This window comes from Arcicella sp., assembly GCF_964672035.1.
In genome coordinates, this window is sequence record NZ_CBABQS010000046.1 from 1 (window position 1) to 15,138 (window position 15,138).

The 15,138-nt window shown below is 37.1% G+C and carries 11 protein-coding genes; 2 read left to right on the forward strand and 9 right to left on the reverse strand.

The genetic code is table 11. From position 1 onward, the window contains the following. Positions 1-81 precede the first annotated feature (81 nt). From AC1W31_RS13020 to AC1W31_RS13035, 4 genes are all read right to left on the reverse strand, one after another. Positions 82-3,459, reverse strand: a complete 3,378-nt coding sequence (locus AC1W31_RS13020) for an efflux RND transporter permease subunit (protein ID WP_481734914.1) — start codon at positions 3,457-3,459, stop codon at positions 82-84. A 179-nt stretch (positions 3,460-3,638) separates the two neighbouring features. Beyond that, on the reverse strand, positions 3,639-4,748 hold the full coding sequence (locus AC1W31_RS13025) for an efflux RND transporter periplasmic adaptor subunit (protein WP_481734891.1): 1,110 nt from the start codon (positions 4,746-4,748) through the stop codon (positions 3,639-3,641). Positions 4,749-4,835: 87 nt separating this feature from the next. Further along, the gene (locus tag AC1W31_RS13030) at positions 4,836-6,185 is read right to left on the reverse strand and encodes a TolC family protein (RefSeq protein ID WP_481734892.1); all 1,350 of its coding nucleotides are present in this window, start codon (positions 6,183-6,185) and stop codon (positions 4,836-4,838) included. 89 nt (positions 6,186-6,274) lie between these two features. Beyond that, positions 6,275-6,895: a TetR/AcrR family transcriptional regulator gene (locus AC1W31_RS13035; protein WP_481734893.1), complete on the reverse strand. Its 621-nt coding sequence runs from the start codon at positions 6,893-6,895 to the stop codon at positions 6,275-6,277. A gap of 375 nt (positions 6,896-7,270) precedes the next feature. Here AC1W31_RS13035 and AC1W31_RS13040 point away from each other — a divergent pair, with 375 nt between their 5' ends. Then, entirely contained in the window at positions 7,271-8,080 is an 810-nt protein-coding gene (locus tag AC1W31_RS13040; RefSeq protein ID WP_481734894.1) for an alpha/beta hydrolase, read from the forward strand. A 37-nt stretch (positions 8,081-8,117) separates the two neighbouring features. Here AC1W31_RS13040 and AC1W31_RS13045 read toward each other — a convergent pair whose 3' ends face one another. Continuing rightward, positions 8,118-8,639, reverse strand: coding sequence for a cupin domain-containing protein (locus tag AC1W31_RS13045; protein ID WP_481734895.1), 522 nt, complete (start codon positions 8,637-8,639; stop codon positions 8,118-8,120). 368 nt (positions 8,640-9,007) lie between these two features. Between AC1W31_RS13045 and AC1W31_RS13050 the strand changes: the two genes are divergently transcribed. After that, on the forward strand, positions 9,008-9,556 hold the full coding sequence (locus tag AC1W31_RS13050; RefSeq protein WP_481734896.1) for a hypothetical protein: 549 nt from the start codon (positions 9,008-9,010) through the stop codon (positions 9,554-9,556). Between the two features lie 105 nt (positions 9,557-9,661). Here AC1W31_RS13050 and AC1W31_RS13055 read toward each other — a convergent pair whose 3' ends face one another. The 4 genes from AC1W31_RS13055 to AC1W31_RS13070 all read right to left on the reverse strand — a co-directional run bounded on the left by AC1W31_RS13055 (position 9,662) and on the right by AC1W31_RS13070 (position 15,095). Further along, on the reverse strand, positions 9,662-11,350 hold the full coding sequence (locus AC1W31_RS13055) for a GH39 family glycosyl hydrolase (protein ID WP_481734897.1): 1,689 nt from the start codon (positions 11,348-11,350) through the stop codon (positions 9,662-9,664). Between the two features lie 130 nt (positions 11,351-11,480). Continuing rightward, the gene (locus AC1W31_RS13060; RefSeq protein WP_481734898.1) at positions 11,481-12,350 is read right to left on the reverse strand and encodes an alpha/beta hydrolase; all 870 of its coding nucleotides are present in this window, start codon (positions 12,348-12,350) and stop codon (positions 11,481-11,483) included. 78 nt (positions 12,351-12,428) lie between these two features. Next, positions 12,429-13,391 carry a sugar phosphate isomerase/epimerase family protein gene (locus tag AC1W31_RS13065; protein ID WP_481734899.1) on the reverse strand — a complete coding sequence of 321 codons (963 nt, stop codon included), beginning with the start codon at positions 13,389-13,391 and terminating at the stop codon, positions 12,429-12,431. A gap of 69 nt (positions 13,392-13,460) precedes the next feature. Next, entirely contained in the window at positions 13,461-15,095 is a 1,635-nt protein-coding gene (locus AC1W31_RS13070) for a carboxylesterase/lipase family protein (RefSeq protein ID WP_481734900.1), read from the reverse strand. Positions 15,096-15,138: the final 43 nt, after the last annotated feature.

Here is a 15,138-nt window from a genome sequence, read left to right on the forward strand (position 1 = left end):
GCATATTTTCGAAACAAAAAAAACGTCCAAAGCATTGCTCTGGACGTTTCAGTATCACCTAACCACTAAATATTTTTGATGTTAATCTTCTACTTCTGCTAATTCCTGAACGACTACGGCTTTGTTTTTTCTGAACCATTTATCCCGAATTCTCTCGTTGATGTAATACATACACGGTACGATTACGAGGGTAAGAATGGTTGAGAATGTCAAACCGTAAATGATTGTCCAAGCCAAAATATTCCAGAATGCCGCACTGTCTGAACCTGTATGAATGTGTGGATTTAATTCCGTGAACAAACTTACAAAGTCAATACTCAAACCAATTCCCAGGGGAACAAGTCCTAAAACTGCGGCGGCTGCGGTCAAAATTACGGGTGTTAAACGAGTACTTCCTGCTTCGATAATAGCTTTTTTGAGTGGATAACCACGTCCCATTAATTCGTCCGTAAATTCTATGAGAAGAATACCATTTTTTACCACAATACCCGCCAAAGCAATAATTCCAACGCCCGACATAATTACGGAGAAACTTTGTCCGAATGCCATAAAACCTAATAATACGCCAATGAACGATAGTAAAATAGTTACAAAGATGATAAGCGGTTTTGAGATTGAGTTAAATTGCGTTGCTAAAACCATGAAAATCAAAACGATAGCTGCCAATAATGCCCCTACCAAGAATGTTCCCGTTTCTTTTTGGTCTTCTTGCTCCCCTCCCATACGGATAACGTAACCACTCGGAACATTGATTTCATCCACCAAGGCCTGAATTTGTGGTACGATTTCGTTGGCAGTATAACCCTGTGAAACGTTTGAACTCAACGTAACAACACGCTCTTGGTTTTTACGGTTAATCTGACTGAAAGAGGTTGAATATGAAATACTCGCAATTGAATTTAACGGAACTTCACGTAACATTCCACCCATTACCATATCACGATAGACAATCTTCATGGCCAACAATTTTTCAATCTGATTGCGGTCTTCGGCTTTAATTCTTAACTGAATTGGATATTCGTCTTTATCGTCACGGAATTTAGCAATTTCAGAGCCAAAAAGGGCTGTACGGACTTCCATGGCTATTTGTGCGGATGATATTCCTTCACGTTGAGCTTTGGCTTTGTCCACATCAATGATGATTTCGGGTTTATTCGTAATCAAATCGGACTTCAATTTTTCGATTCCTTTTATCCCCGATTTATCAATAGCCGCTCTCATTTGCTTCTCTAATCTTGTCAAAACTTGGAAATCATCGCCTGCAATTTCGATGGCAATTGGAGCGCCCGTTGGAGGTCCATTATTTTCTCTATCTACGGAAATTTCAGCGCCTGGAATTGGCATAGCTTTGATTTCTTTTCTAAAAATCCCTAACATTTTTTCCGAAGAAATTTCTCCACGGTCAAATCCATTCACAAAAGCAACCGTAATTTTCGATTTTTGTGGCGTTGGCGCTCTGTCAGGGTTAAAAGGGTCGCCTGCATTTTTACCTACGTTTGAAATGACAGAATTGATGGCACCTTCAGCTTTTTCACTTTTGATAATTTCAAAAACCTTCTTTTCAATCACCTTTGTTACTGAATCCGTAATTTTTGCATCCGTTCCGATGGGTAAATTATTGTAGATATACACATAATCTGGCTCACCACTTGGGAAGAAAATTACTTTTGGTTTCACAATCCCCAGGAGGAAAATCGTTATGAAAAACAGAACAAACATCGAAATCACCGCCCAAACAGGACGATAGCCCGTAATCAGCCAAGAAATTAATTTTTGGTAATTATTTTTGAAAGCTGGCAAACTCTTTTCTTGGAACGGGATGATGATTTTTGGCGTAAGAATAAAGTGATTGAAAGCGTATAAAATGGCAATTAAGAAGAAGAAATTACCTAACCCTACATTCACAAAATAGCCCAATAAAGCACAGATTCCTAAGATAATCATGGGCTTTTTCAAAGAAGCAACGCTCGTATCAACGGTTCCGTGTTCGTCGTGACGTTTCATAAAAGTCATAGCAAAAACTGGATTCATCACATACGCCACAATCAAAGAAGCAACCAACGTACAAATCAACGTAATGGGTAAAAACTTCATGAATTCACCCACGATACCAGGCCAAAATAGCAGCGGAACGAAGGGCATAATGGTCGTAGTTGTTCCCGATAAAACAGGAATAAAAACCTCAGATGCCGCTAATTTCACCGCTTCAACAATTGAAATATGACGGTATTTATTGAAAATACGGTGCGAGTTTTCGATTACCACAATGGCATCATCCACCACAATTCCGAGTCCCAAAAGGAAGGCGAAAAGTACGATAGTATTCAACGTAAACCCTAAGAAATACAACGGAATAAATGCCAACAGAGCCGATAATGGCACGGAAAGTCCCACGAAAATCGCATCCTGCACACCCATAAAAAACATCAAAACCAATACCACGAAAATAAATCCTAAGATTACGGTATTTACCAAATCTTCAATATTTCCTTTAGTTCTTTCGGATGAATCCGCCGTAATTTTTATGTCTAAACCTGCGGGTAAACGAGTTTCTTTAGCTTTTTCAATGATTGCTTCAATTTTCTCAGAAGCCTCAATTAAGTTTGACCCACCCCTTTTGATAACGTTCAGCGTAACCACTTTTTTGTTATCCAAACGAGCAAAATCTTGTTGTTCTTCACTGCTGTCAATCACCTCGGCCACATCGCCTAAACGTACCATCGCACCCGTTGATGAACGTAAACGAATGTCCTCAATTTGAGCCATTGACTTGAATTCACCTTTCACTCGAAGCGTTCTTCTGACCCCATCAACGTTCAATTCACCGCCTGAAATATTGACGTTTTCTCCTTGAATTGCCGTTTGAATATCATAAAAAGAAAGTCCAGCCGATTGTGCTTTATAAAGGTCAAGATTAATTTGAATCTCACGGGTTAATGCCCCCACGATATCCACACGAGTAATTTGTGGTAATCCTTCAATATCATCTTGCAAATCTTCGGCAAAGTCTTTCAATTTTGCCAAAGGAAAATTACCCGCTAAATTGATGTTCATAATCGGAAATTCCGAGAAATTAACGTCTTGAACCACTGGTTTTTTCGTTAAGTCTTTCGGTAATTGCACAATGTCCACCTTGTCTTTCACCTTGCGGAGGGCATCTTCAACTTTCACATCAGGATTGAATTCTACCAAAATAATAGAAAAATCTTGCAGTGAGTTTGACTTTACCCGCTTCACCCCCGAAATCGTTTTTATCTGCTTTTCGATGGGTTTCGTGATGGTATTTTCAATATCCGTTGGCGTTGTTCCTGCATAAATTGTCTGCACATAAATCTGCGGAACTTTGATGTCAGGAAATTGCTCACGAGGCAAAATATTGTAAATCACAATACCCACAATCGTGAGGACGGCGGTAAACAAATACACCGTTTTTTGATTCGCCGCCAACCAGCCAATCATGTTGTAAATGGCACCCGAACCATGCTTTTCGTTGGTCAGTGCTTCGTTATTGTCGAGGTTATTGTCTTTCATGTTTTCGATATTTGTTATTCGATTTTCGATTTTCGTTATTCGATATTTATTTTGAGATTTTTATCCTAAAAACAAACATCGAAAAACGAACATCAAACATCGGAATGTTAATAATTTATCAACGTTCCGTCAACTAAATCCTGATAGCCTTGTGTAATCACCATTTCGCCAGTTGTCAATCCTTCTAAGATTTCTACGTTTCCATTATACGAAATGCCGGTTTTTACCTTTTTTGCTTTCGCAACTTTCTTTCCATTTTCCGTAACGGCTACATAAACAAGGTCGCCACTTTCGGTTTTTTGTACAACATTCTGACTAACAACCAATGAGTTTCCTTTTGATAAATCATTGATGTTAATAATGGCTACTTGATTTGGTTTCAAAGTACCTCCCAAATTTGGGATATTTGCCTCAATACCAAAAGTTCTTGATGCTGGGTCAATCAAGCCATTTACCAAACTAATTCTGGTCGTAAATTCTTTATTAATATCTGGAAATTTCACCGTTATGGCATCTCCCTTTTTCACAGAACCCACGTAAGTATCGCCAATTTTGGCGGTAACTTTCAAGTCACCAACGTTCACAATTTGAGCCATTGGCGAGCCTGGCATTCCCATTTCGCCTGCTTTCTGAATTACTTTTTCAACCGTACCCGAAATTGGAGCGTACACTTTGCTCATACCCAATTGCGTTTCCATCGTTGCAATGCGTTTTTCCAAAGATTCCTTGTTAGCTTTTGCTTGCAAATACTGAACCTCCGTACCAATTTGTTGATCCCAAAGGTTTTTTTGCTTGTTGAAAAGTGTGCTGGCTAAATCCAATTGTGTTCTGATTTCAATCAATGATTCTTTCATCACTGAATTATCAATCGTAGCAACCAATTGTCCTTTTTTCACCGCCTGACCATCTACCAAGAATAAACCCGTAATTGCGCCACCCATTTGCGGGGTAACCATCACGATATTTTTGGAAGTAACGATTCCTTGTGCTTCGACAAAATGCTTGAAATTCTGTGGTTCAACCGCACTTACCGTTACGTTGATAGGCGTTGCCTCTACCTTTTTACCACCACCCAATTCTTTTTCAAGGGTTTTTATTTTAGTTTCAATCTCTTTTTGTTGAGATTTCAAATCGGCTAATTCTGTCTTTTTGTCGGGCTTACTGCAAGCTGATAAAAGAATAATTGAGGCTAAAAATATGTATGTATTTGTTTTCATCTGAATTTATTAAAATATTTTTTGGATTTTTGGATTTCGTTGGATATGGAAATCGTCCTTCAAAAGGGCGACTTCCCTTACTTTATATTACTCTACGTACAATTTCCCCAACGCCTTATCCAAATCAACTTTGGCAACTAAAGCATTATAAAAAGTAGTAAAATAATTGGTTTGTGCTTCTTTGTAAGAGATTTCAGCATTCACAACTTCTAAATTTGAGCCTACACCTTGCTTATATTTTATTTTGGAAACTCTCACAATCTCTTGGGCTAATTCCATATTTGCCTTTTGTTCTTGCAACGTTTCATGAGCATTCTTTAAGGTAATTTGTCCTTGTTTTACTTGCAAATCAATCGAATTTTCTAATAATTCAAAACTGTTTTTTACTTTCTGCAAGTTATTCTGCGATTGGAGAACTTTGTTCTTGCGTTGAAAACCATCAAAAATGGGTACTTGAATGGATAGACCAAGTGAAGCTGCATTGAACCATGGTTTTGTAATTAAATCAAAAAACAGTGGACGACCTGCCGAATAGTTATAATTGCCATTTAACGAAACTCTTGGCAGTTTGGCAACTTTCTGATTTTTCAAATCCAGTTCCGCCAATCGATCTTGAGTTTGTAAAATAGAATATTCAATACGATTTGTATATTTTAAATCCGTTTCATTTTCAGGTAATAATTCATTGACGTTTATATCCGCTAATTTATCCGTCAAAACCACTACGTCGGATACTTTTTTGCCCATTTGGAATTTTAACAGATAAAAACTCAATTCCTGTAAACGTTCCACATTTTGAGTTTCAATTTTTAAGTTATTGCGTTGAACTTCAAGGCGTTGCACGTCAATTTTTTCCACAAAGCCTTGGCTGTTCAATGCTCTGGTATCACGCAAAAGTGAATCCAAACGGCCAATATTAAGATTCAATAATTTCAAACGTTCGTCGTTTACCAAAATCGAATAATAGGCTTTCGTTACGTTTTCGGCTGATTGTTGCTTAGTTTGGATGAGTGCTTTTTTCGACAATTCTTTATAAACATCCGCAGCTTTCAAACCCAATAAATAAGAGCCATCAAATAAAATCTGACTCAAATTTATTCCCGCTTGGCCACTATTTCTAACGCCAAATTCAGCCGCAATTACAGCACCTTCTGCCGCAGTTGGGTCGAAGGTTTTAGCAGGAATAAATACTTTTTGGATGATGAAATTATTGGTGTAACCGAAATTACCATTCACTTGTGGCAAACCGATGCCCTTGATTTCGTTGACTCTTGCCTCGGCATTTAAAATATCAAGTTGAGCGTTTTTAATATTGATGTGATTTTTTACGGCATAATCAACCGCCTCTCGAAGTGAGAAATTTTGCTGAGAGAAAGAGAGATTTGAGGCAAGTAACAGACTCATTAACAGCCATTTACTTAGTACTTTTGTTTTCATACATTTGTTCGTTTTTGTAATTCTTTTTTTTTGATTCAACAAATAAGTTTAGTAAGTAATTAAGTTCGTTTCAACATCAAGATCGAGGGTCATAATTTTTTACCAGTTTCTGCCTGCATATATTCTTGATAGACTTCCAGACCTTTTGGCGTTAGTATTCCTCGGATAAAATGGTCGAGCATTGTCAATTCCACATCAATTAATGAAAATTTATTGGGTGGAAATAGATGAGGGTCGAAGCCCGTTTCAACTTGTTCCATCCGCATGATTGTCAGAATCTCTATTTTTATATCAGATCTGTAATAGCCTTGTTCAATTCCTTCCAAAAGCTCTTGTTTAATCGACTCCATAATGAAGTTTTGCTTGTGAGATTGAAAAAGTTCCCATGTTTTTGGATGGTATTTTTTAATGTCAAAAAATGTACAAGGATTAATCTCAGCGAAAGCCTTTTTAATGAGTTCCATTGATTTAACCATCTTTTCGATCACATTCTTAGAAATTTTACCCAAGTCGTCCCATTCACATTTATCCTGTAACATTTCCCCCATCATCAACTGATGAACAATGGCATCTTTATCCTCAAAATGTTGGTAAATCGTCTTTTTCGAGATGCCCAATTCGCTCGCAATGTCATCCATCGTTACGGATTTTACGCCATAGCGAAAAAACTGTTCACGTGCTTTTGCGATGATTCTTTCTTTGATTTCCATTTCAAATTTTTAAAATATCATTTGGTTAGGATTAAGTCGAATTAGTGTTATCATAAACTAATAAAACTTTTAGAGTTTCTGAGTACAAAACTATGGAAACTTTTAAAAGGTTCAAAGTTTTTAGTACTATTTATGGAAATTTAATATTTCGATAGTTATCAGTAATCTTAGTAATAGCTAAAAAAAGGCACTTTAAAAGCAATAATATTATTTTTTATGAGAATAATCATAAAATTTAATTTGCATTATTCAAAGATGACGTTTTAAAAATTTATGAATGGTCGTATAGATATTTGAACGGTTGATGCTTAAATAAAATTTTTGCTTGAATATTTCAACCTTGTATGTTTGCACATAATTTTTATCTTTGTAATCATGAAAACCTTCCGCAAAGTGTTGATATACGTCGTGTTCATTTATGTTTTACTCGTTGCAATAGCCATTCTATTTCAAGAAAAACTCCTTTTTAGAAATACAAAATTGCCGATGGATTATTCCTATCATTTCGAGGAAGATTTTGAGGAAATTTGGTTTGACCCCGAAGTGAATGTTAAGATTAATGCTTTGTATTTCAAAACGGATTCTGCGAGCAGAAAAGGATTGATTATCTATTTTCACGGCAATGCCGACGACCTCAGAAGATGGGGGAAACACGCTTTGGATTTTACGAAAAATGATTATGATATTCTGATGGTTGACTACCGACAATTCGGAAAATCAACGGGTGAATTATCGGAAAAAGCCTTACATACCGATGCGAATTACGTGTATGATTGGGCAAAAAAACACTTTCCAGAGAATCAAATTATTTTATACGGAAGGTCCTTGGGAACTGGAATTGCTACTCGTTTGGCCTCTGAAAATAGACCCAAAATGTTGTTATTAGAAACGCCTTATTTCAACCTTGCGGATGTGGTAAATAGCTATTTTCCCTTAATTCTTTACAACTCAATGCTGAAATATCAATTTCGTACTGACCTTTGTATTCAACAAGTACATTGTCGAATACACTTTTTCCATGGCACAAAAGATGCGGTTGTACCGTATAATTCAAGTCTGAAATTAGCTGCATTACTAAACAAAAAACCGTCTGAAATCCTGACTACGATTCCAGACGGAAGACATAAAAATCTTGGAGATTTTCAAGAATATCACCAAGCTTTGGATAGTTTGCTACAACATTAAAATTGGCACGCAGATGCGTCATCAGCCTGCCAATTTTTTACCGTCCAAAATCATCCTGTAATCTCACAATATCTTCTTCATCCGAAGGATTTTCGGGGTCGGTATGTTGCCAGATTTCTGCGACAACGCCCCAGCCATCTAAACCAATTAAACGGTGGCGTTCACCTTTGTCCATTTGAATAAAACTGCCTGATTCTAAGGATATTACATCATCAGACTGTTCGTCATTATTACTTATTTTTACGCCCACGGTTGTGCCTGCAATCACTTTCCAGATTTCAGCCCGCCTAAAATGATACTGCCACGACAAACGTTTATGAGGCGCTACAACCAAAATTTTAGGCGATAATTTATTCGTAATTTGAATTTCTGACATATCTAAATGTGAGAAATAAAGCGCAGCAAAAGCTTGTGCTTGACCTTCGTCTAACACAAAAAAACCTCCCCACGGGCGAGTTTGGTCTTGCGTTTCAACTTTGAAACCTAAAATTGATAGTTCAGAGGCAATTTGACTAAAAACTTGACTTTTCTCAGTCGTTGCGTTAATAGATAGATTCATAGAAATCGATTTTTATATTGTACGGCAAAATTAAATAAAAAATTGATGCTAATTTTTAATATGCTTACAACCTTTTCAATGTTTTGAGCGTCTTAGCTGTATAGAATGATATTTTGGCTCGAAATTAGCACCTTGAAATTAGCATCAAACAAGTTAATCCTACATTAATCAATTTATTGACCGTTTAATAATTTTAATTGATAAGTCATAACAAAAGTCATTGATTTACTTGTAAAAAAGTGTACTTTTGTGTCTAAAATATAGGAATAATACAAATTTTGGATTTTCAGGCGTTATTTTATTCAATAATTAAACCCTTTCGAAAATTATGTGTCTTATCATTTTATATTATAACATTTAATAAACCTATGAAAAATAAGCTTACGAATAACCCAGTTGTTTTAATTTGTGCTCTACTACTTTTTTTAGTGGTAACGATTATTACGTATTCAAAAAACTCAGAGTTTGTCGAAAAAACTTCGAAGGGATATTTTTCCGGAAAAATCAGTTTTGGCGATAGTTCAAATCATAAATTATATTCCGATAATATTCAAGTAAAGAAAAGTTCGGAAAGAGGCGTAACCGTTTTAACAATTATGGTTACTGACAATAATACAGCTGAATCAGTTTTTGTGAAATTATACAATGTAAGCGCCAAAGGGACATTCTTTATCCCAGGTGAAGGAGATTTTCAGAATGTAGGAAATTTGATTAAAGATTTTGATAACTATCGTGAACAGAGTAATTTTTATCAAACAACGTTAGCAAATGATGAAGGTTTGAAAAATGGCGTTGGTCGAGTTAATATTGTTAAATTGACTGAGAATGAGGTGGAGGGAGAGTTAATTATTATTGCCAATAATTCCGAGGGAAAACAGGCTCAGTTGGAATCGGCAAAATTTAAAACAAAATTTTAACACAAATGACAATATTTATTATCATTTGACAAGATTATATTTAGTGGTTAGGTGATACCAAAACGTTCGTTGCTCTGCTACGAACGTTTTTTGTTTTCTGTCAAATTACCAATCAAATTTTAATAATGAAACACCTTGTCGAGGTAATTGAACATTGATTTTCAGTTCACCGTTCACCGTTTTTACGTATATTGGAGAGGTTAATAAACTGAGTTGTCCTGCTTTTTCTAAGGTAGTAATTTGTTCTGAAGTTGGATTTTGGGGTGAACCCATGGCTTGCCAAACTTGGTACGAATTACTGTTTTTATCGTCAATTCTGTAATGATGAAAATTCAAGGTATTAGCCGTTAAACCTTTCAAATTTACTTCAATTATAGCATCAGAAGCTTGCACATCATCATCGTGATAATGCCAAAGCATCACCGCCGCCGAATGTGAGTTTTTACTGGCAAGGGCATCAATATCCGCCTTTTTACCCAGCACACTCGAATCTCTAATCACCACAAAGTTGTAAGATTGATTGCCTTTAACTTGCACTCGTTTGCCCGACATCATTCCGAACATTTTGAAGACATTGAGGACGGGTTTGTCAATACCATTGGTCGCTAAATCACGGAATCCGTAGAAATAAGGCTGATTTTCAAATTCAAATGACCAACTAACGGCTCCTAATAAATTAGATTTGTAATAATCGGCGAGGGCATATTTTCGGGCAAAAGATGCGGCAGTATAACTTGAATACATCGTGCCGTTTCGATAGCCATTTTGTGGATTTGTTTTCATGCCACAAGCCGCACAACCTTCGGGGTCAGACTCGCCAATGATGATGGGTAGGTTTTTTAGCGTTGGGAAAGTATTAACAATTTTGAACCCCTCGGCAATGTCTCTCAATTGCGTACCCATGTTCATCTGTATGTGATTGTCAACTATTTTGGGCGAACCTTTGGCATGAAAAGAGATAAAATCAAGGGGAGTACCAATTTTTCCAGTAACATAATTGGTATCAGAAACGCAATGTTTTAGAAATGTTTTTAGAAAATCGCCCGCTTTATTCCAGCTTGGCCCTGTGGTTTCTGGTCCACCAATTTTTATCGTTGGCAAAGCCTTTTTAGCGGCATCAGCCGTATAATCATACAATTTACAATATTCTTGAACTGTTCCGCTCCAATAACCGATGTTTGGTTCGTTCCAAAGTTCCCAATACCAAGATTCAACTTCGGTTTTTCCGTATTTATTCACCGAATGTTTCACCCATTCACTCACCAAAGCAGCCCATTTTTTATAGTCTTTGGGCGGATACGTCCAGCCCGTATAAATTTTATCATAAGGCATTCCCGGTTGCCAATGATGTTCATAAGGTTGCGGTTTTGAAGAAAGTGCTTCTGGCATAAAACTAAACTGAGCCACCGGTTTTATGCCTCTTTGAATGTATGTATCCATGATTTTATCCAAAATTGTCCAATCATAAATGGGATTTCCTTTGGCATCTTCGGTATAAACATTCGTTGAACCCCATTTTAAATTGAGGGTATCATGTCCAGAAGTCAATAAATTATGGGTTCTGAAATAGACAGGCGTGGGAGAGAGGTCGGATAATTCAGAGAGCAATTTTTTGCCGTCTTTCATATAGGCATAATTGGGTTCATCAGCGCCAAAAAATGCCCAAAAAGGGTACATTTCCCCTACATTTTTGTTAAAATCAACATTGATAATGGTTTTTTGAACTGGGTTATTTTGCGAAAAACTCAGTTGAGTAAGGGCAAAGAGGATTGAAAATAGTAATATTCTTTTCACGTAATTTAGTTTTAGATGGTTTGAAAGCGTAAGTAAACTGGAACTTACTAATTAATCAGAAAGTTATACTCTCTTTAAATATACTCACAGCGACTATCGAATTATCAAACCATTTATTTTTAACGGGAATTTATTTCAAATATCCTTGCATTTTGAGCCAATTGCCAAAATTATCAATCCAACTGTCGGAAGAAATACCTGTTTTTCTCATGCCAAAACCGTGACCACCTTTTTCGTAAATGTGTAATTCGGAAGGTTGTTTGGCATCGAACCATTTGCGGTAAATATTGATGCTATGAGGCATTAAACCCAATTGGTCGTCACCCGCAACGGCTATGAAAATAGGCGTTTTTTCTTTGGGCATATTCGCTCCAATGATGGCATTTTCATAAGCGTAAATAGGCGCAACGAAATTTGGACGATTACTATCATCAGCACTATAAACGACTGACATCGTGAGTGTTCCTCCGGCTGAAAAACCCATAAATCCAATTTTTTCAGGGTCAAGGTTTAATTCTTTGGCGTGGTCACGAACGTACTTTACGGCGGTCAAACCGTCTTGCGTTGCCAATGGAACGACCGTCGCATTTTCTTCATCCAATGCCTTGAAATTAGCCATTTTTGGCATTAATTCTTTCACGGGGTCATCAGTCAAACTATGCACTACCCGATATTTTAACACAAATGCCGTAACACCTTTTGCGTTCAACCATTTAGCAACGTCAGTTCCTTCATTATCAATTGAAAGCGTGTGAAATGCACCACCTGGGGCAATAATTACGGATGTTCCATTCGGTTTTTCGGGCAAATAAGCCGTAATGGTTGGACTTGAAACATTATAAACAACCTTTGTATTGAAGATATTTTTCTCAGAAACGGCTTCTTCCCAAGTCCAATTTTCAGAACCTTTGGCTTTGCCTTCGTAAAGAGAGATGACCTTTTGAGCGTTTGCGTTGAATATAAAACCTACCGTTAAAAGTATGGAAAGAAGGGTTTTCATGAAAAGATGGAATTAATAATGTTAACCCTTCTAAGAGTTTAAAACTCTTAGAAGGGTTATGAATTTAAGAAATATGAATTAAATTTTATTTTTCAAATAATCTACGCTACGTTTCAAAGCTATTTCTGGGCTTTTCACCATGTCTTGTTCTACGAAATAATGTTCAACGCCAACCTCTTTTGCTTTTTTTACAATGCCTTGTAGATCCAATGCTCCATCGCCCGCCGAAGCCATTAAAGCAAACATTGGCATCCAATCAGCCATACCGCCACCATCGCCAGCGAATTGTTTTTTCTCTTTCATATCCTTCAAATGCAACATTTTGTAGCGATTTGGATATTTCGTTAGATACTCAATTGGGTCGGCACCACCAGCGGTTATCCAGAAAATATCCATTTCAAAGAATACCAAATTAGGGTCGGTATTATCTAAAATAATTTGAAGTGGAATTTGTCCGTTCATCGGTTTGATACCGTAACCGTGATTATGATATCCGAATTTAATGCCTTGTTTTTTAGCATTTTCACCAATCTTATTGAAAGTGTCGGCCATACGTTTGTAGTCGTCAAGCGTTTTGCGTCTATCATCTGGAATGGCAGGAAGCGTTACGTATTTATGTCCTAAAATGTGCGATGCTTCGCCTAATTTATCCATGCTTTGTTCCAACGTGTCAAGGTCGGTATGCGTTCCTGGACTTGTCAAGCCGTGGTCATCAAGGATTTTTTTCACTTCTTGAGGAGTTCTTCCGAAATAGCCACTACCCGAAAATCCTAACATTTTTCCAGCACCTTCCCAACCTTTTTTGGCTTTCTCAGCACTAAAAGGGAATGGACCAAAAAGCTCTAATTCCTTAAATCCCATGTCGGATAACATCTTGATTCCACCCATATAATCCTCGGAAAGCATTTTTGGGATGGAAAAAAGTTGAATGCCTAATTTATTTTCTTGCTTTAATTCTGCCATAATATTTGCAAAAGGCGTGATAGCAGCAGCAGTTGCCAAAAGGGAAGTATTTTTTAAAAATTCTCTTCTTGTTGTCATGTTATTTTACAATTAATTCGATTTACGATTTACACGGTAGAACTGGTTAGAAACCTGTCTGATCAAATTTTATTTATTCTTATAAGCTTTATCCATAAACTCATAACGAGCGTCATTGGGGGCTTTTACCGTTTTTGATTCTGTATCAATTATCATTACTGGAGGCGTTGTATCACCCGCTTTTGCGGCTGTCCATTCGGGTAATTTATCACCGTTTGGATTTCCAGTTTTGATAAAATTGGCAAAATAATTCAACATCGTATCTGATACTTTAAAGTCATCTGCCGTCCAAGCATATTCTTTTACCAAATGAAGATTTCCCATGCAATATTCAATTTCGCAAGCGTGCGGTGCGCCAACCGCAATAGGAGTTTTTGGCGTATTTACATCTTTTTTAACCGTTCCACCCGCTAAACCCGAAGCCAAAGAATTATCCACTAAATCAGGACGTAATTTGCTGTACAAATAGCGATAAACAGGTTGTGAAGAATTGTTACGGTGCAAATCAAACCATTTCCAAGTGCTGTACGAAATGAATCTATCCGCCGCTAAAGCCGTTGCTGAAAGCTCAATTTCTTTTTCAGAACCGTGTGGATATAATTTCAAAACTTCTTCAAAATCAGTTGGATATTCCTTTTTTACTCTTGCTACATAGTTTTCTTCGTTATAAGGTTTTCCTTGCATAAATGCTCCTCCTGGGATTTCAGCTGAGTTCCAACCTAACAAAAGTGGTACTTGCGCTTGTTCTTTTGCCCCGAAAATTTGAGGAAGTGTTTTTGGCATAAAATAACCGTCGATAACCACTGGAAAGCCAAAACGTTTAGATTCGCTGTAAATTTCGTAAACTTCTCTGGTTGATAAGGCTCTCAATTGTTTCAAGGTTGGAGCATCTGCATTTTTTGCAAATTCTGCTCCCTGTTTTTCTGCTTCTGCTAAGGTTACAGGAGCCATTGTTGGGTTAATTCCTGCTCCACTTTCACCGATTGCCCCCGCAATTAAGCCTTTTGATAAAGGAGAAGCCATTTGATAACTTACGGCAATAGAACCCGCAGATTCTCCTGCAATCGTTACTTTTTTAGGGTTGCCCCCAAATTGAGCGATGTTTTTTTGAACCCATTTCAACGCCGCAATTTGGTCGAAATACCCGTAATTGCCAGAACCTTTGTAAGCTGTTTCAGCACTCAATTCTGGGTGAGCGAAATTCCCAAAAATATTCAAACGGTAGTTACAAGTAATTACTACAATTCCCTTTTTTGCCATGCTTTCACCATCGTATCTTGTCTCAGAAGCATCCCCAGCCACATTCCCGCCCCCATAGAAATATACCAAAACGGGTAAATCTTTGGTGTTTCTTTTCGCAGGAGTCCAAACATTTAGGTAAAGACAATCTTCGCTCAAACCATTTGAACGTGAATTCATATCGCCAAAAACAATGGTTTGCATCGGTCTTGCACCAAATTTTTTGGTTTCTTTCACACCCGACCAATTGGCCAAAGGTTGTGGCGCTTTCCAACGTAATTCGCCAACGGGTGGTTTGGCAAATGGAACGCCAAAATAAGTTTGAATACCTGTTTTGGTATCGTAATTTCCTTCAATTATACCATTTTCGATGGTAGTTTGTACCGTAAAAGAATTATTTCCTTGTGCCATTCCTGAGAAATTAGCCAAACAAAGCAGTCCGAATAAATAGACTATTTTTTTCATTTTTTTAGATTAAAATTATTATTGTCGCATTTTGAGACAATAA